We start from the raw sequence: 24,045 nt of genomic DNA on the forward strand, positions 1-24,045 counted from the left end.
GTTACAACGAAATACTATTACGGAACTACACAGAAAATAAAGGAATCATCACTATGTCACCATTAAAGTTACTTGGCGCTACGTTATTAGCTTTATTACTTGTTGGTTGTGGGCGTGTACAACCTGTAATGAACGTCGAGGATACTCCAGTTGCGTATAATCTTCAAAGTAAACAAGTTAAGTCGGCTATTATGCAAGCAGCTTCAAACCGTGGTTGGGTTGTAGAAGAAGTCGGACCTAATGAGTTGAACGCGAAAATACACGTTCGCAGCCATTATGCAGAGATCAAAATTCCATATAACGAGAAGTTTTACTCAATTATTTATCTTAACTCAGAAAACTTAAAAGCGGATGATGGCAAAATTCACCGTAACTATAACCGTTGGGTGAATAACTTAAACGTTGATATTAAGCGTCAACTCTCAGTTATCGCAGCGGCGCAGTAATTTATATCGTTACTTTATTAATTATTAAATTAGGTTTTTTTCGTGTTACATAAAAAAAATGACCCATTTAACGCTCTTGAAGCGAAGACAGAAGCTCAAAAACTTTCCTTTGCACCGATTGTTTTCCACACAGCACGCACCTTGCGTGATTTAGGTGTATTAGCCGCACTAGATAAAGCGGGGAAAGAAGGTTTGAGTGCCCCTGACATTGCTGAGCAAACGGGCGTCTCTGAATATGGTGTGAAAGTCTTGCTCGACATGGCGATTAGCGCGCATATCGTAATGTGGGAAAAACCTAATTATTCACTCGCAAATCTAGGTTTCTTTTTGCTTCATGATGGTATGACACAAGCCAATATGGATTTCACCGCGGACGTTTGTTACGCCGCGATGATGCACCTTACCGAGTCAATTACAGAGGGAAAACCCGCGGGCTTGAAAGAGCTTGGTGATTGGGACACCATCTACCAAGGTCTGTCCACCTTACCTGAAAAAGCAAAAGAGAGCTGGTTCAAGTTTGATCATTTCTATTCAGACCGCTCGTTCCCTATCCTATTAGCGGAAGTGTTCAAATCAGAGCCTAAAACAATTGTCGACATTGGTGGTAACACGGGTAAATGGGCGATGCAGTGCTGCGGTCACAACCCAGATGTGCAAATTACGATTGTTGATTTGCCGCAGCAGCTTGAAATGGCGATGGATAATGCTAAACAAAATGGCTTTGCTGAGCGTGTGCACCCATATCCTGCCAACATGTTAGACAAAACTCAGCAGCTACCTGAGCAAGCGGATGTTTGGTGGATGAGCCAGTTCCTAGACTGTTTCTCGCCAATGGAAATCTTAAGTATCCTGAAAAAAGTGAGACAGCAGCTTCGTCCTGATGATTCTGTGTATATTCTCGAGCTATTTTGGGATGCTCAGAAATACGATGCAGCGTCTTACAGTTTGAACGCAACATCTCTGTACTTCACCTGTTTGGCAAACGGAAATAGTCGTTTTTACCGCAGTGATGATTTCCTAGAAATCATCGAGGAAGCTGGACTAGTGATCGAGGAAAGAACTGATAATATCGGTCTTGGTCATACGTTACTGAAACTTAAAGTGCAGTAAATGCGCAGATAAAATAATAATTATGAAAACAGAATCTACTCAAGTTGTTGTCGTTGGTGCGGGCCCATCAGGCTCGACAGTCTCTGCGCTGTTAAAGGCGCAGAATGTGGATGTGATTGTGATTGAGAAAGCGCTGTTCCCGCGCTTCTCTATCGGGGAAAGCCTGCTACCTGCTTGTATGGAAGTTGTCGAACAAGCTGGTATGACTCAGGCCGTTGCAGATCATGGTTTCCAGTTTAAGGATGGTGCGGCATTCAGGCGAAATGGCGTTTACACCCAGTTTAACTTTACCGAAAAGTTTACCGTAGGCCCGGGTACTACGTATCAAGTTCAACGCGGCAACTTCGATAAAGTTCTGGCCGATAGTGCGGAGTTGCAAGGCGTGGAAATTCGTTATCAGCATGAATTGGTTGATTTAGAATTTGTTGGCGGACGCTCTCTGTTAACAGTCAAAAATAGCGCAGGGGAAAGTTATCAAATCGATGCGGCCTACGTACTGGATGCTAGCGGTTTTGGTCGAGTTTTGCCCAAAATGTTGGATCTGGAAGAGCCGTCATGTTTGCCTCCTCGAAAGGCCATTTTTACTCATGTTGTCGACCACATTGATGGCCAGTCATTAGATTACGACCGAGATAAGATTCTGATTTCTGTCCACCCTAAAAACCACGACGTTTGGTATTGGTTGATCCCGTTTTCTAATGGCGTGTGTTCGTTAGGTGTTGTCGGCGAGCCGGAGTTTTTTGAAAACTACTCAAGCGATAACCTTGAAGCGCTTAAGCAAATCACCAATGAAGAACCAGGGCTTGAACAATTGCTGGCTAACGCAGAATACCCTAACCCTGCGGGTGAGCTGGGTGGCTACTCGGCTAACGTGAAGCATTTAGCAACGCCTCATTACGCGCTATTGGGCAATGCTGGTGAGTTCCTTGACCCTGTATTCTCTTCTGGCGTGACCATTGCGATGAAGTCATCACAATTGGCTGCTGATTGCGTGGTAAGACAACTCAAAGGTGAATCGGTTGACTGGGAAAAAGAGTATGCCGAGCCATTGATGGTTGGCGTGAACACTTTCCGTACCTATGTGGAAGGGTGGTACAAAGGTACTCTACAAGACGTCATCTTCCATCAAGATCCGAATCCTCGTATTAAAGCGATGATCAGCTCTATTTTGGCCGGTTATGCCTGGGATACGGAAAACCCTTACGTGAAGAACAGCCAGCAGCGTTTGGAAACGTTAGCCGAAGTGATTCGCGAGACACAAAGTCGCGCTTAGTTTGATATGGCTCAAGGCTGAAAGTGGCTAAATGTTCTCTCTCTGCTCATACTTTAAGGAGCAGATGAGGAGAGCAAGTTATGAAAAATGATCTGGATCCGACCAAAATTTTGCAAGCTTATGAAACGGTCATGGAAAATGGCACCCCAACCGAACATGGTAAAATGTACGAAGGTGTCGAAGCGTTTTCGGATTATGATGGTTACAACGTCTATATGAGAGGTAACGGTGTGGAGTTAAAAGTTGGTTTTCACAATACCTATCACCTTGAATACGACCAAGAGCATCTTCGTGACAGTTTTTTAAAGAAAGTTGCTTTATTAGCGAAGTAGCGGACAAATTCATCTAAAAGCCCCTAACATTTATTTAGGGGCTTTCACATTCTTAATCTTCTTCAACTAACGCTGAATCTTCAGAGTAATCATCTGTCGCTTCAGGTTTATTGCGGCCGTTCAAAGTATGGAAACGTTTACGACCACGAGCGAGTTGAATGTATTTTAGCCAAACTCGTTCAAGCTTGGTTTTTGCTTTGCCTGGGTTTTCCAGAACCTTTACAAAGTGCTTTTCTTCCGAGTTGTCCGGCACAATCTCACCAGATTCTAGGCCTAGCATTGTGTCGCCATAAAGCGTTAGAATTTCTTCTTCAGCAAGCGTAAAATCACCAGACTTAGCAAAGCCTCTCGGAAACTTAGTGTTGTCGTAAAAACGTTTTTTGCCGTGACGAAATTGAGTGTCAGACATTATAGTAGCCTCTATAACCTACATTGATGAATTACCCTAAACGGTACAGAGCGAAAGTTAGGCGTAAATATGACAAAAGAAAAACTAAACCTTTTTATCGTGACTATTGAACAGTTTTATGAAACTTAGGTAACAATTTGTTGAACGAGAGATAAGTTATCTTTCAGTTTTTGCTACTCTTGGAAGATTACACCTAGAGGAAATTAGATGGACGTAAAAGTCTTCAGAACGTTCTTGGAATTGGCTAACGTTCGCCACTTCGGCCGTGCCGCTGAGAACCTTTACATTACTCAAGCCGCCGTGAGTGCTCGCATTAAACAGCTTGAAAGTTATTTTGATACTCAGCTGTTTATCCGTGATAGAAACAATATCAAACTGACCTCAGCTGGGGAGCGGTTAATTGGCTATGCGGAAGTGATGGTCAATACATTGCAGCAAGCGAAGCTAGAGTTATCTCTCGAAAGTGGAAAAGCGCTCCAATTAACCTTGGGTGGCACCCCAAACGTGTGGGATGCCTACTTACAAAACTGTTTGAGTTTGGTGACGGATGAATTTGACGGGTACGGCTTTATGGCTGAGATCATGGGCCGTGAAGCGTTAAATCGCAGTTTGCAAGAGCGCACGTTAGATATGGCATTTGCCTTTGACCAAATCAAAGCAGATGAGCTCAACTGTAAAAAAGTCGCCGATGTGGTGCTGACGTTAGTGTCTACACAAGAAGATGACTTGGAGCATGTGTTCCAAGAGAAGTACGTGTATGTGGACTGGGGGACTAAGTTTGCTTCTGAACATTCAGAGCGTCACCCTAAGATTCCGGCGCCTTATCTGCGTACGTCTACCGCACGTATTGCGTTAGATTTCATTTTAGAAAAAGGGGGGAGTGCTTACCTTCCTTCCTCGATGGTCGAGCCATTCTTAGCGAGTGGACAATTGTACAAAGTGAAAGGGGTAGAGGACTGGTGTCGTCCCATCTATCTGAGCTACCGCAAAGCCAGCACATCGATTGAAGCGATTAAGCAGGTTGAGGAGCTGGTCAAAACGATTGACCCTGTCACCGCTTACAGCCTTCAACAAATGGCGGAGCTCCCGACAGAAGAATAGAAAAAACCTCGGTTCGCCGAGGTTTTTTTATGTGTGAGGTCACCTGTCAGAATTAATTCTAGTGTGCAATTTAGGGCAGTGGAAATTCTGACAGGTGATGTTTCTATCATACTGATTATTTGACTTTATCACGGCAAAAACATACGGCGTATAGCGATGGAATCACAACAAGTACGATAGGCAGTGAGAACAGTAACCCATAGCCTAACGTTAAGGACATTGGTCCCATGTAGACATCTGTTCCTCCTAAGCCGTATGCCAGAGGAAGCAGGCCTGCCACTGTCGTAATAGAGGTCAGAAGAATTGGGCGTAAGCGGCTCACAGAGGCTTCAACTACCGCATCCATTGCCCCCATGCCTTCAACTCTAAGTTCATTGATGCGATTGATAAGTACCAACGAGTTGTTGACAACCACCCCTGTCATCCCTAGTACACCAATTAAAGCAAATAGTGACAGCGCTTGCATGTGGACGACCAAAGCCATCAATGAAGCTATCACGGCAAACGGAATAACGGCCATGACTAGTAGCGGCTGTAACAGTGAGTTAAACATTACCGCCAAAACAAAATAGATGGCAATTAACGCAGCAGGGAAGGCAACCATAAAACCACTCATTGTTTCATTGGTGCTTTCGGCTTCTCCGCCAACATCAATTTTGACGCTTTGTGCATATTGACCTTCAAGTGCCGTAATTAGCTGTTCTGATAGCGTCACGGGCGAGACTTCATCATCGGTGATTTGTGCGGTAACAGTGACTTCTCGCTCTCCGTTATAATGTTTAATCAGACGTGGCGCTTCAATGGTTTCTACGGTAGCTAAACGGCTCAATGGAACTTGCTTACCTTCGGCTGTGTAGATTTTGGTTGATTTAAGCTTCTCAATATCTCGGTATTGCTCATCAAGAATTACACGAATATCAACTTCTTGATCGCCTAGCCAAGTGGAAGAAACACTGTCTCCATCAAAGGCAACACGTAACGCCGAAGAAAGATCTGATACGGTCAAATTGTATTTTGCTAACCAGTCATATTGTGGAACGATGTTCAGTTGAGGGTCTTTTAAAGCCTCATTATTGGTGACGCCTGAAATACCTTGCTGCTGGATTAGCCACTCTGAGACAAGAATGACAGCCTCTTCACGTTCAGCCATTGTGCCGCCAAGTACTCGGATTTCAACGGGTTCCCCAGGTGGTGGGCCGCCTGCATCAATGGACAATTTGACGAATAGATTACTTTGCTTATCTTCTAGTTGAGTATTCAGTTCTTTAATAATGTCTGCCGCTGTTCGATCTCGTTGTTCATAACTGGTTAGCGTTAAAACCCCAGTGCTAACAGGAGATGAGTAGACGATTTCATAACTGACGAGTTCGTTCTCTGGTAGTGATTGAATCGCTTCTTCCAGTGACGTATGTGCGGCTGGGATGAGCTCTAGAGGCGTACCCGGTTTGGCTTCCGTGTAAATCTCGATGTACTTCGCAGCTTCCGAAGGAAAGATGTCAATCTTGAGTGTAGAAATTAATCCCACGGAAAGGGTACTGATTCCAAGTGCAATGACGATAACACTTTTCTTGAATCTAAGGCTCAAGGTTAAGTATTGGCGATACCACTGGCTGACCGCTTTAAATTTGTCTTCTTGGGTATTCTTTTTCTGAGTTTCCAATGCGCGAGATAAATGCGCAGGTAGTGTCAATGTACATTCAGCTAAAGAGAACAGAAGTGCAGCAATCACTGTAATTGGGATAACAGCCACCGCTTTACCCATGGTTCCAGGGATAAAGAACATTGGGATGAAGACAAGAGCGGTAGTCGAAAGACTCGCTATGATTGGCTTAATGACGTTTTTTGTGCCAGCAATTGACGCATCAACGCCTGTTTTTCCACGCTCTCTTTCTTGGTAGATACTTTCTGCGACAATGACAGAGTCATCAACGATAATACCGATAACAAGTAGAAGAGCAGCAAGCGTAATACTGTCGAGGTTCATCCCTAATAGTGGCAATACAGCCAAAACACCCAAGATACAGAAAGGGATAGAAACAGAAACCCAAAAGGCAACTTGACGCTTTAAAATCATACTCAGGACAATCAAAACTAGGGCAAGACCGATAACGCCGTTAGTCGAAACGATTGAGAACTTATCGCTCATGTCACTGGCAAGGTTCATTCCATACCCAAATTGGAAATGATCGGCATAGCGCTCTTGCTCGGCACCAATTAGATTTTTGATATTGTCTATTGTCGTAACAATATCAGCGCTGCCACTATTCGTGATTGAAAATAGAATGGCATTTTGTCCATTGAGCACGCCCATTTGAGTTGCTTTGGCAAAGGTGTCGACAACGTTCGCCACATCAGCGACCTTAACGATAGTGCCGTTGCTGAGTGCTTTGATCACAATGCTTTGAATATCATCTGCAGATTGCACTTGAGTCATAGTGACAATTTTCTTTTCACTGTCCCAAGACTCAACGATCCCTCCTGACTGAGAAAGATTGTGTTGCTGAATTGCAGTGCTGATATCGCTGATGGTGATTTGATAACGGCTGGCTTTCTCTGGATTAATTTCTACCCAGAACTCTCGTTCGTTGTAACCACTCATTGAGATAGAGCTAACACCTGAAACATTGAGCAAACGCTTTTCCAATTGACGAGCATAGCTTTGCAGTGATGCCGTCTCGGTATTACTTTCGGCAAGACTGATACCAAATGTCAAAACTTCAAACGATGAGGTTTGTTTTTGAGTAACCACTGGCGGGTTAGTAATATCTTTTGGTAAACCACTAACACGATCAACCGCTTGTTGAATATCACGCATCACCCTACTTGCGTCTTCGCTAGGGTTTATCTCGAGTTCAATAAATGAATGACCATCGGTTGACTCAGAGAAAAAGAAACTGATCCCCTGTACGGTGCGAAGCTCTTTCTCTATCGGGTTGGTGATATTGAGCTCAACATCTTGAGCGGTGGCACCTGGGTAAAAGGTTTGTATTTCTGCAGTGTCAAAGGCAACATCTGGGTATTCTTGCAGCTTAAGGGTTGTCAGCGCCCCCGCTCCAAGTAGAAGTACCATTATGGTAATAATACGCGCCAAAAAGCTGCGTGTAGCAAAATAAGCAATCATGAGCTACCGACCTTTACTATTGGTTGGAAATATGGGTAGAACCATAGAATGACATGCCTGGTTTTAAGGTGTAGTCAGGGTTTTCGATGTCAATTTCGATGGGATAAGCGTGGGTATTCGCATCCATTTCCACGCCAATACGAGTAATGTTGGATGTCACTTTTCTTTCTGGATGGGTTTCTGGCCACAGTTGTATCGGCTGTCCTACTTTCAGTGACTTAATATCGTGTTCACTGGCCAATAACGTGATTGTTAGCGTATCAATGTTAACTAATTGATAGAGTAGATCTCCTTGATTAACCCAAGCGCCTACTTCTGTATTTCGGCTGACAACATAGCCGTTGATGCTGGAGGTAATTTGAGTATCACTTAAGTTTTGTTTGGCTTCTTGAAGTTCAATTTGAGCTAAAGATAGGTTTGCTTTTGCATTGAGGTAATCCGCTTTAGCGACATCCAGATCGTTCTTGGAAAGACTGTTTTTGTTCACAAGTTCTTGAAATCGTTCAAAGGTAGCGCTTTTCAATTTCAGCTCGGCTTGAGCCAACTCAATATTGGCTTGCTTCTTGGCCAGTTCAAAATCAAAGCTCTGAGTTTTTATGCTAGCAAGCAGCGTATTACTTGCAACGTTGTCACCAGGCTCCAGTACAGCGCTTTTGATCACACCATTAACCTCAGCGACGATGCTCTGTTTGTTGTTGCTTTCTGCTTGACCAATGAGCTCAACCGCAAGCGAAGGAGCTGTGATAAGGAGCGTTGCGATGGCCAAGGTTGATAACTTTGCGTTCATGATGATTCCCTCGTAATTTCTTATAGGAGATTCTCTTCTTGGCAATGTCGAGTTTTTGTCGAATTAGATTCGACATTAAAAAAAAGATCATCCACACTAATTTCGACATAAATTCGACACTGGCTACATGAGCATTGAATAAGCGAATTTGAAGAGGTAAATCATGATTGAAGGCAGTCGTATTCTCGTTGTAGAAGACAATGAAGAGTTACAAGGTATCTTGGCAGATTTTCTAGAGGTGAAAGGTGCTGAGGTGGACTTTGCCAGCAATGGTGAGCTTGGTGTGAATCTAGCGTTGGAAAGTGAGTTTGATGCGATCATTCTGGATGTAATGATGCCTAAAAAGGACGGTTTTCAAGCCGCGAAAGAGCTTCGAGAACAGGGCTGTACCACTCCGATTTTAATGCTGACGGCACTCAATGGACAACAAGACTTATTGTCGGGCTTTGATTCGGGTATTGATGACTTCGTTACGAAACCCTTCCAGTTTCCAGAACTCGAAGTTCGCTTAAGTGCCTTGATCAAACGTTTTAAAGGTCAAGTCGCTCGTACCCAATTAGCATTTGGTGACTTAGTCATTGATGAGAAGATGCATACCATCGTACGCAAGGGAAAGGCCTTAGACATTACTCCCGCCATGTATCAAATTTTACTCATGTTGGTTAAAGCCCAAGGTGATGTCGTTTCCCGTGATGCGCTTATTCATCAATTGTGGGGAGAAGACGTACCTGACAAAGATGTGCTACGTAGCCATATTTATCTGCTACGTAATGTGCTTGATAAGCCATTTGAGTTTCCTATGTTGGTGACGGTTCCTAAATTCGGTTTTAAGTTGGTAGCGAAATGATCTTCAACTATTTCTCACGAAAGAAAACACACGGCAACTCGATAGACGATGTGAAGCATCGTTTATTAATGACGTTCTCATTTATTGCGCTCACTACGTCGTTTTTAGTTTTCTTCGCATTTTCTTTACGTTTAGTGTGGAATGAAGACACCCAGCTAGAAAGCCATCTCGTATCATTTAAGGATATAGCGATCTACCACTACCAGTTGGAACAAGTCAGTTCAGTTTCGGTTAGTCGTCATGTTACTGCCTACTATGATGTTGGCGTCCTTCCTGAAAAGATCAGCGTGTTAAACCCTTTACCTCAGGATGAAGTGACCCGCGTTCGTGTTTACGATAGCGATGGCTTTTTGGTCTACTATCAGCTCTTTGAGTATCAAGGGCAGCAAGTTCCGCTTTACTTGACAGTTGATGCTAGAGCCATGGATTTCGGTGATGACAATTGGGATGTATTGATGATCATTGCGATGCTACTCATGATTTTTCTAATTGCTATTTTAAGAGCTTCACTGAAACGTGTTTTTGATAGCTTGATGTCTCCGATTGCAGATTTAAGTCAGCAACTTCGCATTGAAAAAGAAGGGGATTTCACAACCTCATCACACGCGATTGATGAAATCAACCAGTTAACGAACCACTTGAACAGCTACAAGAAAATGAAGGAAAGATTAGCAAGACAAGAGCTGATATTTGCCAAGTATGCTAGCCATGAGCTCAAAACCCCAATTACGGTTGTTCTAGGCGCTGCCAATCTACAAGGAATGAAAGACGATCCTAAGTTTCAAACACGCCAACGTGAACGGATCTTGAAAGCTGGTAAGGGGATGCAAGATACCATAGAGTTGCTTCTGAATATTGTAAAACAGGAAAATGTCACGACTCAGCAGGTATTTGAATTGAATGCTGAGCAAATCAATCTATCGCAGTATCAAGATCAATTAACCTCAGAGGTCAATTTAACCTTGACTGTCGACAGGCCATGCTCCATGAATTTACCAATAACAGCCTTGAACATGGTACTCAAAAACTTGGTGGAGAATGCGATACGATTTACAGAATCTGGAGCGATTAAAATCAACATATCGAGCGATACGATTAAGGTGTTCGATACAGGTAAAGGACTACATGGCGCATCAGAATCAGAACACGGCCTAGGTCTTTTGATTGTTGAACGAATCTGCAACAGCTATGGTTGGCAGTTCAGTTTGCAAAACAACCCCAACGAACGAGGTTGCTTAGCAGAGCTGAGGCGTCTATAAGCTCATTAAACTTTCAATCGACTCTTCGATACTAAGGTCATGATACGAATGAACCCTTTGGCCATCTGAAGCGTCAATCAATATTCTATGAATATTCGACGGGCCGTGTTCATCAATAATCCCTAAGGTTTGTTCAACATTATCACACGTCATAGTGAGATCATCGCCAAGGACAATCGTGCAAGAGTGCAGGTTCATAGCCAACTTCCTTATTATTTATCATCTGCATTTTTTAATTTAGAAGAGTTTCAACAGATCGCAAATTCATTCAGTTCCGAAAATGGCTAGTATTGTAAGAAGAGTAGATTAGACTAGTTCGTAGTAACGAGTGAGCCATGGGATGTTGGCATGAATGGACAGATGAAATTAACCGCAAAGGAGTGCCAACGAGCACGCATGGCGAGAGATGCCAGATTCGATGGTCGATTCTATATTTGCGTAAAAAGTACTGGAATCTTTTGTCGACCGATATGTCCTGCAAATCTGCCGAAAGAAGAAAATGTTGAGTATTTCATTGAAAAAGCTCAGGCATTACAAGCTGGGTATCGACCATGCTTGCGTTGTAGGCCAGATAGCGCGCCAAGCTCTTGGGCTTGGAAAGGGGTAGAAGCAACCTTGCATCGGGCGCTGCAGCTAATTGAACAAGGTGAGTTACAAACGAGTAGTTTAGCAGAGCTAGCAATACGCTTAGGGATTAGTGATCGCTACTTGAGGCAGTTGTTTCAAACTCATCTAGGTATGGCGCCAAAACAATATGCACTCTACCATCAACTGATGTTTGCCAAGCACCTGCTTCATTCTAGCTCGATGGCCGTTACCGACATTGCTTTTGCTAGTGGTTTTAACAGCGTCAGGCGCTTCAATGATGCTTTTAAACAAGTTATGAAATTAACGCCAAGCCAAATTAGAAAGCAGCAACATGAGAGTCGGGAAACCAACTATATCGATCTGGCTTATAAAGGCCCGTTAGACTGGCAGCATATGTTGGCTTTCTACCGTTTACGAGCAATAGAAGGTTTGGAAAAAGTGTCTGAGAACAGCTATGAACGCTCATTTAGGTTGGATGACGCGAGAGGTTGGTTTCGTATTTCTAAACTTAAAGATGGCGTAATGAGAGTCGAGTTTAGTCTTGATGATACTCGCCAATTGAAAAAGCTCGTTAACCAGTTGCGCCGTATGTTTGACTTAGATACAGACATATTAAGTATCGAAGAGCACTTAAAGCAGCTAGATTCCAACTTTGTATCTCATCCCGGTATTCGGATACCAGGAGTGTGGAATCGCTGGGAAGCCGGCGTACGAGCCATATTGGGTCAGCAGGTATCAATCAAAGCTGCAATTGGTCAGTTGAACTTGCTTGCTCATACGTTACAGCCTGATGGTGTCGATCACTTTCCTACGCCACACGAAGTCTCTGAGACCGATTTAAGCTTTCTTCGCATGCCACAAAGCCGTAAAGATACTTTGCTAAGGTTCGCCAACGTGATGCGAGATACTCCTGATATAGCGTTAGGTGAGTGGTTGTCGATTAAAGGTATTGGTCCTTGGACCGTGAATTATGCCCGTTTACGAGGAGCTTCAGAGCCCAATTGCTTTTTAGACGGGGATTTGGTGGTTAAGAAAGTGCAGCCGCACTTCCCATTAATCAATAAAGAATCGGTGACTCCTTGGGGGAGTTACGCCACTTTCCATTGTTGGAGTCACGCATGAACACACGCTATACAATCATAGAAACCCCGATGGGACAGATGACCTTACAGGCGAATGACGAAGGGTTGCTGGGGGCTTGGTTTGAGACGCAAACCACTCAACCAGAACAGCTCGGAGAATTTTCTGAATCCGATCCTATACTTAATAATGCAATCAAGCAGTTAGGTGAATATTTTTTAGGAGAAAGAACTGGGTTCAATCTGCCGCTTGCTGCAAAAGGAACGTACTTCCAACAAAAGGTTTGGTTAGCGTTAACCACCATACCCTATGGGGAGACTTGGAGCTATCAAGATTTGGCCAATGCGATAGATAACCCTAAGGCTGTCCGCGCCGTAGGACTAGCGAATGGGAAGAACCCGATTTCGGTGATAGTACCCTGCCACCGTGTGATTGGTAAGAACGGTAAACTGACAGGCTATGCGGGTGGTGTGGAGCGAAAAGCAAAATTGCTAGCATTAGAAAGCACGGAGTAAGTGAATGGCAATGAGTTGTCGACTGGTTACAGCGTTAATCTTGTGGGGAGGCATTACTGCAACACTGGGTGCCTGCTCCGAAGAGAAGGCAATACGTATGCTGAATAAGCAAACCTATCAATTTATTGGTGTGTTTGAAAATCAGTACAACGGCGATCTGCTTGAGTTTTCAGACGCTAAGGTGACTTTTATTCGAGATGGACAACTGGATACAACCAAACCGTTTGAAGTGAAAGACAATTACTTAACCATCACAATGCGCAATAGCTCAAAGGAGAAGCGCGAGGATATTGTGATGCGGATTCATGGTCAAAATGAATTGCTCACATGCAGTGTGTGCGCCAAATATCAACTCGCCAGTACGTGGCAAAAGCGCGATTTCGCGCCTTTGCCTTCGGAACTGAATTAGTTGAACAGATGCGTGTTGAGCATCATATGAACAACAATGCTCGCTGAGTACCCAAGGGCGATAACTGGCATCCACTTAAGATGACCAAAGAAGGTGTATTTTCCGTGTGCTGCTCCCATTAAAGCTACGCCGGCTGCGGACCCAATCGAAAGCAAGCTACCACCTACCCCGGCAGTCAAGGTCACTAACAGCCAGTTGCCCATCGACATGGTTGGCTCCATAGTGAGTACGGCAAACATGACCGGAATGTTATCAACAATTGCTGAAAGAATGCCCACCATCACATTCGCCCATACAGGATCCCACTGGGTGTACATCACCTCTGAGATCATGCCTAAATACCCTAATAGACTTAAACCGCCAACACACATGACTACGCCGTAGAAGAAAAGCAAGGTGTCCCATTCGGCATGAGAGACACGCCTAAACACATCAAATGGAACCACAGAGCCAAGGCGTTTTAATGCATGGTCATCGCGATTGGCGATCGCCAGTGCTGCTTTTTTATGCAGTGAAGCTTTGAGCGTTCTGCGTAAAAAGAACCCAAAAAATTGCAAGTAAGCAAGGCCCATCATCATGCCGATCACTGGTGGGAAATGAAGCACAGCGTGGAAAGCCACAGCGGTTGAGATGGTCAGAATAAACAGGCCGACAATTCGGCGGGCGCCACGTTTTAACTCGACATGCTGGTGGACCACGTCAGGCTTAGTATTCGGAACAAACAGAGACATGATTAACGCAGGAATCACGTAGTTGACCACTGAGGGTAGGAAAAGCGGCATAAATTCGGCAAATGAAACGTGTCCTGCTTGCCATACCATCAAGGTAGTAATATCACCAAATGGACTAAAGGCTCCACCGGCGTTGGCTGCAATAACGATGTTAATACAAGCCAGGTTAATAAATCGCGTATTGTCGCCTGCGACTTTCATCACCACAGCACACATCAACAGAGCTGTGGTTAGGTTATCGGCAATAGGGGAAATAAAGAATGAGAGAATGCCGGTTAACCAAAAAAGGGCGCGGAAGTTAAATCCTTTCCCCACCATCCAAGCTTGGAGCGCATCAAATAATCTGCGTTCTTCCATCGCGCTGATATAGGTCATCGCGACGAGCAAGAAGAGCAGCAGCTCGGCATATTCTAGCAAGTTATGCTCTAGGGCGGCTTTGGCAACCTCAATTTGATCGTATTGCGAATAAACGTAGCCGATCATTGCCCAAATCAAACCTGCTGCGAGTAATACAGGTTTGGATTTGCGAAGTTGTAGGTACTCTTCCAGCATGACTAAGGTGTACGCGATAGCAAAGATGAGCAGCGCGGCATAGCCAATGGTCGATTGAGTTAAGGGCAAAATGTCGCCTGAAGCGTTGGCAGCAAAGGCGGTAATGGGGGACAGCGTTAAAGCGATAAAGACTGACCACTGCAGTTTCATACTTCCACTCCTTTGAAAGATGATTGTTGTTATACCCAAGTAACCTCTTGTTCTTGTTCTTGTTCAAACAAAAAGTCACTTGGGTATAAGCAATGGCCTTATAGTCTAATGGGCTTTTCGTTAAGGGTTTGTGAGATAGGTTTGATCTGTTTGAATTTGCGCCACTTTTTAACGGCAGGTGAAGAAAATATGAATCTATGTGATATGCAATGTTGATTTGTTTGATTGGGAATATGTGCCATTTTGGCTTTAAATCACAAAATATAATAACAAGTAAAAACTTATTAATAGTTCGTTTCACTAATTGATAAGGATCATCCTAACGGCATACTATTTAATTCAAGATCCTATGTGTTCTGTTCCACATAACAAATTACATAGGTGAATTATGTCTGATTCCAATCAAAAAGAGCGTAAAGTCACATGGGGCTGCTACGTCGCATTGGCGTTCGCAGTAGTCTTCTTTTCAGGGTTAATGAAGTCAAATGACTGGTATGGTGTTTTAGATTTTACGACCTTAAACGGCTCGTTTGGTAAGGTCGCTTACGACGTGAAAGAAACGGCAGAAGGCGTTGAAGCGGCGACGACATCACTACGCGGTAAAGGCGGTAGTGGTGCCCGTGATGGCTTTATCTTCGCTTTGACGTTGATCCCAACCGTAATGTTCGCACTGGGTGTGATCAATGTACTTGAGCATTACGGTGCACTGGATGCCGCTCGTAAACTCCTTACCCCTCTACTACGTCCATTGATGGGTATTCCTGGTAGTTCTGGCCTTGCTTTGATTGCTTCACTGCAAAGTACAGATGCAGGTGCCGCAATGACACGTCAGCTTAAAGATGAAGGACGCTTAACCAAGCGAGAAACAGACGTGTTTACCATGTTCCAGTTCACCGCTGGTGCCACCATTGTTAACTTTTTCTCTTCCGGTGCCGTGCTATTTACGTTAACTCTAGCCGATGGCTCGTTAGCTGTTACCTCGTCTATTGGTTTGGCTGTGGCGATCATGTTCGTGTTCAAATTTGTGGGGGCTAACCTATTCCGTATTTACCTCAACATCACTGAAGGCAAAGAGGGTAAACAAGACAAAGACGATGCACAAAACCTTAAAGAGGAGACAGCATAATGAGCGAAGTAAAAGCAAGAAAACCTATGGTGACGGATATTTTCGTTGAAGGCGCTAAGAAAGGTTGGGTGATCGCCACTACGTCAACTGTTCCTAATGTGCTTATGGCGTTTGTGATCATTAAAGCGCTGCAAATCACTGGCGCTCTAGATATGATGGGCACAGTATTTGCGCCAATCATGGCTGTATTTGGCTTGCCAGGTGAAGCTGCTGCGGTTCTTATCGGTGCTTGGATGTCGATGGGTGGTGCTGTAGGTGTTGTGATCACCTTGTTTGACCAAGGTATCTTAAATGGTGCGCATATCGCAATCTTAGCTCCTGCTATCTACTTGATGGGCTCTCAAGTTCAGTATATGGGCCGTATTATGGGCCCGATTGGCACAGAAGGCCGCTACATTCCCGTTATGATTGCCATTTCGGTACTCAACGCTTTTGGTGCAATGCTTGTAATGAACTTGTTTGTGTAGGAAGGAAAAATGAATTTTTCGTTGAATGAATACCTCGAAGAGCTGCGCCCATTAATCAATGTTGATTGCGGCACATACACAGTCGACGGCATCGAGCTTGTTGCCTCTCAGTTCGAGAGCAAGTTTCACCAGCTAGCAGGTTGGCATGTAAAACGTGTTGATTGTGGTAAAGCAGGCGTAGGTTTAGAAATTCGTAACAAACCTGACGAGAGCGATATCGACGTGATGCTGATTGGTCATATGGATACTGTTTTCCCTGTGGGAACCGCTGAGCTGCGTCCGATGACTTGTGATGCTGAAAAAGCTTACGGCCCGGGTGTGTCAGATATGAAATCTGGCTTGCTCAACATTGTGTACGCGATGCGAAACCTTGATCAAAGCGTGCTAGATAAGTTGTCAATTTGTATCTGCATGAATCCAGACGAAGAAACTGGCTCACTTGATTCAGTTGATTGGATTCAAGCAACGGCTAAGCAAGCAAAACATGTTTTGGTGGCAGAAGCGGCGCGTGCTGATGGTGGTTTGGTCAAAGCTCGTAAAGGTATGGCTCGCTATAAAATTACCTTTGATGGCATTGCTGCTCATGCGGGTAATGAGCCAGAAAAAGGTCATAGCGCCATTACTGAAATGGCAAATTGGATAATCTCCATTAATGCGATGACCAATTTTGAATCAGGTACGACTTTGAATGTGGGAATCGTTTCTGGCGGAGCAGGCGCAAACATTGTGCCTGAGCATGCTGAAGCGATTGTTGATGTTCGTTTCTGGAATAACAACGAATACGATGATGTGGATACAGAGCTCAACGCGCGCAGTCAAAACGCCTTTGACTCTGGTGTTAGCATCACTTTAGAGCGTGAAGCGTACAAACCGTCCATGGTGCCAAGTGAGCAAACTCAAGCGTTAATGAGCTTGGTTGAGCAGGCATCACAAGAGTTAAACATCGACATTAACTGGAAGGAAGTGGGTGGTGGCTCTGATGCAAACAACACGGCTATTCTTGGAGTGCCGACGCTTGATGGGTTAGGTCCGATTGGAGCGGGATTCCACAGTGATCAAGAGTACCTGTTACTTGAATCGATTGAGCCGCGCATCAAACTGCTAATGCGAGTTATAGAGAAGATTGCAGGTTAAGTTATCTTCCGAGACAACATGGTAAAGCCCCGACTAATCGGGGCTTTTTTATTCTTCCACAAAGTATGATTTGAGTTTGTCACGCAGCCAGATATTGGCTGGGCTATGTTTCATTCGATTGTGTGCCAATAGACGATATTTAACCGGAATACTGGTAAATGGTGCTTCAAGCACCTGCAGATCCAGTCGCTCGGCAAATTGGTCAGCGATACTTCTCACCATTGCAGCTAAGCAGTTACTGTTTGAAATCATTGTCATCTGCTGGACCAGTGAATCGCATTCTGCGGCCACTTTACGCTCTCCAATCGACTCTTCGGTAAAGTAATCGGCAAGGTAAGCATCTTCACGTCTCATTTTTAATGTGACGTGTTTTTCAGCGTAAAACTGTTCCAGCGATAGCGCTTCGTTGATTCGGGGATGACCTTTACGGGCTATCACGCAAATCTCATCATCACAGAAAAACTCAGAAAAGAAGGAAGGGGCTGAGTAGTTGGCGAAATCGATAGCTAGATCCGCCTTCTGCTGATTGAGGTTATGGATGAGCTTCTCTTCACTCGACAAAGTTGGGTGAAGCTCGATTTCGACATTACCTAATGTGCTATCAGCCTCGATTTTAGGTAGGAGCATTAGCATCATTGGTTCAGTCGTATAGACCACAAAGCGCCGAGAGTTCGATGTGCTAAAGCTTTCAATCCCTTCAATCGCATTATGGATTTGGCTTAAAGCGGGTTCAATTTGCCGCGCTAATTCATGAGCTTGGTGTGTGGGTGCAATACCTCGGCCAGAACGAATAAACAATTGCACGCCTAATTGATGTTGTAACCGCTTAAGAACGCCACTCACACCCGGCTGAGTTAATCCCAGCACTTCCGCGGCTAACGTAATCGAGCGATGTTGGTAAACGCTAAGGAAAACTTTGAACAGATTCAGATCGATTTGGTTATCGTGCACGGTTTCTCCCTAATACATAACGAGTCGCGATGTTTTGTATAAAGTCTCATGTATGTATCTTGATGTGTCAACCGAATACATTAGTCCTGTACCCAATAATGAGAGACTACGAGGTTCCCTATGACACACCGTTTTGCACCCTCAGCGATTTCACTTGCACTTATCGTTTCATTCTCAGCGTCGGCAGACTATGCGAGCTTAGACACTTATCAAGGTAAGGCTGCGACAGAGCACACCAAGCTTGCGAATGCGACGTTGGCAAAAGAACTGCCTTGGCAAGATGTCAGCGCATTCGAGCGCACGCAAAAAGGATTGATTGCAGAGTTTGGAACTCATGAAGCGGGCGAACTTAAGAATCGTTTTGAATACATGGCTGAGATGGGCGTTGATCAGCTTCCGGCTTCGGTTAACCCATCAATTTGGCGTCAAGGCATGCTGAACTACGCGGCTGGTGGCTTGTATCAAGTAACCGATGGCGTCTACCAAATCCGCGGTGCTGATTTGTCTAACATGACAATTTACCGCACAGATAATGGATACGTTATCCACGATCCACTGTTATCAAAGCAAGCTGCGGCGGCTTCTTGGGAATTTGCGAAAATGCATCTGCCTAAAATCAACGGTGAGCACAAGATTACCGGCATGATCTATTCTCACATGCATGCTGATCATTTTGGTGGTTCACGCGGTATTTTTGAATCAGGTGATTTCGTCGAAGGCGCACCTATTTACGCTCCAAATGACTTTATCAAAGAGCTAGCTGATGAAAACGTGATTGCAGGGGCGGCCATGGGGCGTCGCGCTAACTATCAATATGGCACAACGCTAGATAATAACACTCAAGGTATCGTGGATAACGCCTTAGGTCTTGGCACTTCTCGCGGTGAGGTGACCTTAGTCGCACCCACTCAAGAAATTGAAGAGCGTGAAAAAGTTATTTCCATTGACGGCTTAGACTTCCACGCGATTAACATGCCAGGTGCCGAAGCGCCTGCTGAGATAGTGCTCTACATTCCTGAGTACCGCTCACTGAATACGGCTGAGCTTACTTACGATGGTATGCACAACATCTATACTTTCCGCGGGGCAAAAGTACGTGATGCCTTGGTTTGGACTAAGTACCTGACAGAACTAAAACTGCGTTATGTTGATAGTGGTCTAGTCGATAACATCCATGCTGCGCACTCTGCACCTGTATGGAATGATACGAAAACAAAGACCAATGAAATTGCCGATTACATGACGCTGCAACGTGATAACTATGGCTTCATTCATAACCAAGCAATGCGCTTAGCTAACCACGGTGTGACCATTCATGATGTTGGTCGCGAGATTGAGAAGATTGTTCCTCAATCACAAAAAGATACATGGCATACCAATGGGTACCATGGTTCATACAGCCATAACGCTCGCGCTGTTGTGAACCTATATCTGGGCTACCATGACATGAACCCGGTAAATACTAACCCTCTACAAACCAAAGAGAAGTCATGTGTGTATGTAGAAGCGGCAGGCGCAGAGACACTGTTCAAAGCGGGTAAAACGCACTTTGCCAAAGGGGAATACCAAGAAGCGTCACAACTGTTTAATGATTTAGTGCAATGTGACCCAAGCAATATTAACTACCGTTTTGCATTGGCGGACAGCTTCGAGCAGCAAGGTTACCAATCAGAAACCATGGCTTGGCGTAACTCTTACCTACAAGGTGCTGTAGAGCTGCGTACTGGTGATATTCAACCATCAATTAAGTTGGCGTCTCCAGATGTTATCGCGAATACACCAACGGGTATGTTCCTTGACTTCTTAGCAGTGAGATTGAATGCGGAGAAAGCAGAGCAGGCAGATCTAGACTTCAGCTTCGGTATTCATCACCCAGACTTGAATGAGTCATACTTTGGTGAAGTATCGAATGCCAACATGGCCAACATTGAGGTGGATGAACTACCTAATACTGATGTCACATTAGAGATCAGCAAAGCAGATATGACGGCGATGGTATTAGGCCAAACAAACTTAGAAGCTTTAGTGAAATCCGGTAAAGCTAAGTTGACGGGTGATGCAAGCCTAGTAACGAAACTGGCAGCCACACTGGATGACTTTGATGGCATGTTTGAAATCTTACCAATGCCTAATAAGTAATCTGGCCACAAGAATAAACTTTAGCTATCCAACCCCTAGTCTCACAGGCTAGGGGTTTCTTTTTTAAAGTATTCTATGCGGTGATGAATACACGGCAGACAATGCTCGGCTTACGCGTGAATAGACAAACAACTTTCTGAAATTCAATTAATCATATGACACTTAGTAGATATTAATTCTCATTTTCATTTCTGATATTATCGAGCCAGATTATTCTTTATGACGTAACTCATGGCTCGTACTTTCTGCTCCAGTTCATCATCAACCGCTTTTACTCGTATAAATCGCGTGTTGAGTTATATCCATACTCACCTTGATCAACCTTTGTCGTTGAATGTTATTGCTAAACAAAGTTGTTGGTCTCGATGGCAACTACAGCGAGTGTTTCAAGAACAAACGGGCTTATCCGTTGCCACATATGTACGCGAGTTGAAACTCAGTCAAGGGGCAGAACGCTTGATCGACGGGACAGAGAGAGTGATCGATATTGCCCTCGATTTAGGCTTTAGCTCGGAGATCAGTTTTAGTCGTGCGTTTAAGCAGATGTTTCAAGTTAGCCCCAGAGCGTATCGTAAGCTCGGGCGCAGAACGGGGGTTCGTAAGCCTTTTGAAGCGGCTTCTTTCAAGGCATTGCAATCGGCGGATAGATTTATTGAGGTCAGAGTGGAAACAAGAGAAGCGTTTTCTCTACTTGGAATCAATGAACGAATAAACGGTCTGTTTTCTCTGGCTCCGGATTTTCACGTTAAGGTCCCTGCGTTGTGGCAAAAATTGGAACAGCATGCTGAGACTCTTGGTCAGCATACGGCTGTGGGGGTGGTGGATGTTACGCAAAGTCATTTTGATGGCAGCAACATTTTTTACTGGGCAGGAACGGAGGTGGATGAACAGTTTAAGTTTCCTGAGCTTCCCGTCTTGATGGAAAAGGAGCTGGAGCTGTTAAAAGTTCCTAGTCAAACTTACGCTGTTATAAAGCACAAAGGATGTGTGAGTGAATTACCTAGTACTCTGCAATGGTTCTTACTCAATTGGCTACCTCAATCTCAATACCGAGGCATTGACGGTTATGAGCTTGAGCGATATCCCGCCAATTATCGGCTGATGGGGGAAGAGGCGGCTATGGAATACTGGGTACCGATTGAACATCAATAATGATTTGGTCAGGTTGCACCAAATTGTTAACTTTCTGTGTTTCAAGTTTGTAAAATGCAAATGAGATTTATTCTCAAAACAAGCATTGGTACTTGAGGGACACATGACAACTCCAACTAAATTTCAGCGCTCTGCATTAACACTAGCGCTTTTCGGTGCGCTTTCTGCGCCTGTTATCGCAGCTGATCAAAATTCAGAAGAGACGACCGTATTTGATACCGTTGATGTATTAGGTAAAGCTTACCGCAACACCGCCACCAAAACCGCGTTAAAACCAGAGGAAACGCCGCAAGGCATTACGGTTATTGACGGCGAGCAGTTGGAGCAACGCGGTGTTCAGTCGTTGAGTGAAGCCGTGCGTTATGCTCCTGGTGTGGTCACCGAGACCCGTGGTGGTGTCGTCACCATGTACGATACGTTCATGATTCGTGGCTTTAGAGCGAATCAGAGCTACTACGACGGTTTAGTGCTCCCTCTCTTGAATGGTTGGAACCTTCAGCCGCAGATCGATCCAATTGCAATACAGCAAGTTGAAGTGTTCAAAGGGCCAACATCTGTCTTGTATGGCGCAATGTCGCCAGGTGGCATGGTCAATATGGTGGCAAAGTCACCTCAGCAAGAGCAATCAACCAAAGTGGGCTTAGCCACGGGCTCACATCGTTTGATGCAAGTCTCATTGGATTCAACGGGTCAACTTGGCGAGAGTGACGTTTCATACCGACTACTGGCGTTAGCGCGCAAAAAAGACAGTCAAGTCGATGGTGCGACAGAAGAGCGCTATTTAATTGCTCCTTCGTTAGATTGGCAAGCGACAGACAGAACTTGGATTAACGTTAATCTTTATTACCAAAAAGACCCATCGATGGGGATTAACTCCGCACTGCCTTCATCTGGCATGTTTGTGGATAATCCCAATGGCTCAACATCGCCATCCACATCCATCGGTGCTGATGATTGGAGTACCTTCGAGCGTGAAGTCTTTATGCTTGGCTATAAGATTAATCATGAGTTCAACGACAGTTGGAGCTTTCTACAAAACGCGCGCTACCTCAATGCTTCTTTACTACAAGAAAACACCTATCATGGTGCGGTTTATACAGGGGCGGTATGGGACTACAACTATTGGGATCCAAGTACCGGAAACATTCGCTTAACTGCTTATAGCACGGAAGAGGAATCCAAAGGTTTTACTATCGACAACCAGCTGTCTGGTTTGGTCAATACGGGCAGCGTCACTCATAATCTACTGCTTGGCATCGACTATCAAAATTTAGACGGCGAATCCATTTATACCGTCTTTGACAAGGTGTACTGGAACAATGTGTTCAACCCAATAAATGATTACGTTAACCCTAACGATATGGGTAACGAATACGAAAATGTGGATGAAATTACCGTCGACCAGTTAGGTTTCTATCTGCAAGACCAGATCCGTTACGATAACCTAGTTCTTATTGCGGGTGGCCGTTACGATCACTATCGTTCAACCAGTAAATACAATGGCAATAGCACCAAAGCTGATCACAAGCAGTTCTCATTTAGAGTTGGTGCTTTGTACGAATTTGGGTCAGGCATCGCACCATTTATTAGTTACGCAACCAGCTTTGAGCCTCTTGCTGGAACAAACTCGGCAACGGGAGACCCGTACGATCCAGAGTTGGGTAAACAAATTGAAGCAGGAGTGAAATACCAATCAGATGATGGTAGCCGCTCCCTAACTACTTCACTTTTCCAGATTACGAAATCAGATGTGCTGGCTGCCGATCCAACCAATTTCCAGCAACGTATCCAAATCGGTGAGGTGGTTTCAAAAGGTGCCGAAATCGAAGGACGTTGGTTCGCTAGTGACAGCTTAGATCTGTCTGCTTCATATACTTACTTAGATATGGAAGTGACACAAGCCGGTGCAGACGAGCAGTTGGAAGGGACCACTCCGATTTATGTGCCTACCCACAGCGCAAATCTTTGGGCGAACTACCAATTTTACGCTGGTGCACTAGCTGGAACTCGTCTAGGCGGTGGTGTTCGCTATGTAGGTAAAATGGAGCGTGATGCTTATAACTCCGCAGGTAGCGTTCCTTCCTATACGTTGTTTGATATGTCTGTTGGCTATGAGTTAGGGAATGCGTCTGATTCATTAGCAGGTGCGACAGTCAATCTCATCGCAAACAACGTGTTCGATGAAGAGTACTACTCATGCTACAACAACGATAACTGTTGGTATGGTGCAGAGCGCAGTGTAGAGCTAAATATTAACTACGAGTTCTAGGGACACTCATCCGATTTGACAGCGAAAAAAGGCAGCCAGAGCGCTGCCTTTTCTTTTTTAAACAAACTATTACGTTCCTATTTTGACAATAAACACA

22 protein-coding genes are annotated in these 24,045 nt (G+C 44.5%); 16 read left to right on the forward strand and 6 right to left on the reverse strand.

Features of this window, described 5'->3' with window-relative positions:
• Positions 1-53: 53 nt before the first annotated feature.
• The 4 genes from AC4MRV_RS02675 to AC4MRV_RS02690 all read left to right on the forward strand — a co-directional run bounded on the left by AC4MRV_RS02675 (position 54) and on the right by AC4MRV_RS02690 (position 3,161).
• Complete coding sequence (locus AC4MRV_RS02675; protein ID WP_491185876.1) at positions 54-446, forward strand: hypothetical protein; 393 nt, start codon at positions 54-56, stop codon at positions 444-446.
• Positions 447-488: 42 nt separating this feature from the next.
• Positions 489-1,556, forward strand: a complete 1,068-nt coding sequence (locus tag AC4MRV_RS02680) for a methyltransferase (protein WP_491185877.1) — start codon at positions 489-491, stop codon at positions 1,554-1,556.
• Between the two features lie 22 nt (positions 1,557-1,578).
• Entirely contained in the window at positions 1,579-2,829 is a 1,251-nt protein-coding gene (locus AC4MRV_RS02685) for an NAD(P)/FAD-dependent oxidoreductase (RefSeq protein ID WP_491185878.1), read from the forward strand.
• Positions 2,830-2,909: 80 nt separating this feature from the next.
• Positions 2,910-3,161, forward strand: a complete 252-nt coding sequence (locus AC4MRV_RS02690) for a DUF3081 domain-containing protein (RefSeq protein ID WP_491185879.1) — start codon at positions 2,910-2,912, stop codon at positions 3,159-3,161.
• Between the two features lie 52 nt (positions 3,162-3,213).
• Here the strand turns inward: AC4MRV_RS02690 and AC4MRV_RS02695 are convergent, their stop codons facing one another.
• Entirely contained in the window at positions 3,214-3,570 is a 357-nt protein-coding gene (locus AC4MRV_RS02695) for a MaoP family protein (protein ID WP_491185880.1), read from the reverse strand.
• A 207-nt stretch (positions 3,571-3,777) separates the two neighbouring features.
• Between AC4MRV_RS02695 and AC4MRV_RS02700 the strand changes: the two genes are divergently transcribed.
• Positions 3,778-4,671, forward strand: coding sequence for a LysR family transcriptional regulator (locus AC4MRV_RS02700; RefSeq protein WP_491185881.1), 894 nt, complete (start codon positions 3,778-3,780; stop codon positions 4,669-4,671).
• 115 nt (positions 4,672-4,786) lie between these two features.
• On the opposite strand, the gene AC4MRV_RS02705 is transcribed toward AC4MRV_RS02700, so the two are convergent.
• Positions 4,787-7,792 (reverse strand): efflux RND transporter permease subunit, encoded by a 3,006-nt coding sequence (locus tag AC4MRV_RS02705; RefSeq protein WP_491185882.1) that lies wholly within the window; start codon positions 7,790-7,792, stop codon positions 4,787-4,789.
• A 16-nt stretch (positions 7,793-7,808) separates the two neighbouring features.
• Positions 7,809-8,579, reverse strand: a complete 771-nt coding sequence (locus AC4MRV_RS02710; protein ID WP_491185883.1) for an efflux RND transporter periplasmic adaptor subunit — start codon at positions 8,577-8,579, stop codon at positions 7,809-7,811.
• A gap of 163 nt (positions 8,580-8,742) precedes the next feature.
• On the opposite strand from AC4MRV_RS02710, the gene AC4MRV_RS02715 reads away from it, so the two are divergent.
• Both AC4MRV_RS02715 and AC4MRV_RS02720 read left to right on the forward strand, forming a co-directional pair.
• Complete coding sequence (locus AC4MRV_RS02715; RefSeq protein ID WP_491185884.1) at positions 8,743-9,426, forward strand: response regulator transcription factor; 684 nt, start codon at positions 8,743-8,745, stop codon at positions 9,424-9,426.
• The gene (locus AC4MRV_RS02720) at positions 9,423-10,685 is read left to right on the forward strand and encodes a sensor histidine kinase (protein WP_491185885.1); all 1,263 of its coding nucleotides are present in this window, start codon (positions 9,423-9,425) and stop codon (positions 10,683-10,685) included. Before AC4MRV_RS02715 ends, AC4MRV_RS02720 begins: the two co-directional genes overlap by 4 nt.
• Here AC4MRV_RS02720 and AC4MRV_RS02725 read toward each other — a convergent pair.
• Positions 10,680-10,883, reverse strand: a complete 204-nt coding sequence (locus AC4MRV_RS02725; protein ID WP_491185886.1) for a hypothetical protein — start codon at positions 10,881-10,883, stop codon at positions 10,680-10,682. The two genes, AC4MRV_RS02720 and AC4MRV_RS02725, sit on opposite strands and share 6 nt — an antisense overlap.
• Positions 10,884-11,033: 150 nt before the next feature.
• Between AC4MRV_RS02725 and AC4MRV_RS02730 the strand changes: the two genes are divergently transcribed.
• From AC4MRV_RS02730 to AC4MRV_RS02740, 3 genes are read left to right on the forward strand one after another with little or no spacing between them, the layout of a single operon-like run.
• A complete protein-coding gene (locus tag AC4MRV_RS02730; RefSeq protein WP_491185887.1) occupies positions 11,034-12,395 on the forward strand; it encodes a DNA-3-methyladenine glycosylase 2 family protein in 1,362 nt (453 codons plus the stop codon).
• The gene (locus tag AC4MRV_RS02735; RefSeq protein ID WP_491185888.1) at positions 12,392-12,868 is read left to right on the forward strand and encodes a methylated-DNA--[protein]-cysteine S-methyltransferase; all 477 of its coding nucleotides are present in this window, start codon (positions 12,392-12,394) and stop codon (positions 12,866-12,868) included. The genes AC4MRV_RS02730 and AC4MRV_RS02735 overlap by 4 nt, the downstream gene beginning before the upstream one ends.
• A 4-nt stretch (positions 12,869-12,872) precedes the next feature.
• Positions 12,873-13,277, forward strand: coding sequence for a hypothetical protein (locus AC4MRV_RS02740; protein ID WP_491185889.1), 405 nt, complete (start codon positions 12,873-12,875; stop codon positions 13,275-13,277).
• Here AC4MRV_RS02740 and nhaD read toward each other — a convergent pair.
• Positions 13,274-14,710, reverse strand: coding sequence for a sodium:proton antiporter NhaD (gene nhaD / locus AC4MRV_RS02745; RefSeq protein WP_491185890.1), 1,437 nt, complete (start codon positions 14,708-14,710; stop codon positions 13,274-13,276). The genes AC4MRV_RS02740 and nhaD overlap by 4 nt on opposite strands.
• A gap of 388 nt (positions 14,711-15,098) precedes the next feature.
• Between nhaD and AC4MRV_RS02750 the strand changes: the two genes are divergently transcribed.
• From AC4MRV_RS02750 to AC4MRV_RS02760, 3 genes are read left to right on the forward strand one after another with little or no spacing between them, the layout of a single operon-like run.
• A complete protein-coding gene (locus tag AC4MRV_RS02750) occupies positions 15,099-15,836 on the forward strand; it encodes a nucleoside recognition domain-containing protein (protein ID WP_491185891.1) in 738 nt (245 codons plus the stop codon).
• The gene (locus AC4MRV_RS02755; RefSeq protein ID WP_005469822.1) at positions 15,836-16,303 is read left to right on the forward strand and encodes a YjiG family protein; all 468 of its coding nucleotides are present in this window, start codon (positions 15,836-15,838) and stop codon (positions 16,301-16,303) included. Before AC4MRV_RS02750 ends, AC4MRV_RS02755 begins: the two co-directional genes overlap by 1 nt.
• Before the next feature lie 9 nt (positions 16,304-16,312).
• Positions 16,313-17,437: a M20 family metallopeptidase gene (locus AC4MRV_RS02760; RefSeq protein ID WP_491185892.1), complete on the forward strand. Its 1,125-nt coding sequence runs from the start codon at positions 16,313-16,315 to the stop codon at positions 17,435-17,437.
• Positions 17,438-17,485: 48 nt separating this feature from the next.
• Here AC4MRV_RS02760 and AC4MRV_RS02765 read toward each other — a convergent pair whose 3' ends face one another.
• On the reverse strand, positions 17,486-18,388 hold the full coding sequence (locus tag AC4MRV_RS02765) for a LysR family transcriptional regulator (RefSeq protein WP_491185893.1): 903 nt from the start codon (positions 18,386-18,388) through the stop codon (positions 17,486-17,488).
• 120 nt (positions 18,389-18,508) lie between these two features.
• Between AC4MRV_RS02765 and AC4MRV_RS02770 the strand changes: the two genes are divergently transcribed.
• The 3 genes from AC4MRV_RS02770 (at position 18,509) to AC4MRV_RS02780 (ending at position 23,948) form a co-directional block, all read left to right on the forward strand.
• Positions 18,509-20,527, forward strand: coding sequence for an alkyl/aryl-sulfatase (locus AC4MRV_RS02770; protein WP_491185894.1), 2,019 nt, complete (start codon positions 18,509-18,511; stop codon positions 20,525-20,527).
• Between the two features lie 231 nt (positions 20,528-20,758).
• Positions 20,759-21,679, forward strand: a complete 921-nt coding sequence (locus AC4MRV_RS02775) for a GyrI-like domain-containing protein (protein ID WP_491185895.1) — start codon at positions 20,759-20,761, stop codon at positions 21,677-21,679.
• Positions 21,680-21,782: 103 nt separating this feature from the next.
• Complete coding sequence (locus tag AC4MRV_RS02780) at positions 21,783-23,948, forward strand: TonB-dependent siderophore receptor (RefSeq protein ID WP_491185896.1); 2,166 nt, start codon at positions 21,783-21,785, stop codon at positions 23,946-23,948.
• The last annotated feature ends 97 nt before the right edge of the window (positions 23,949-24,045 follow it).

Source organism: Vibrio sp., assembly GCF_984391705.1.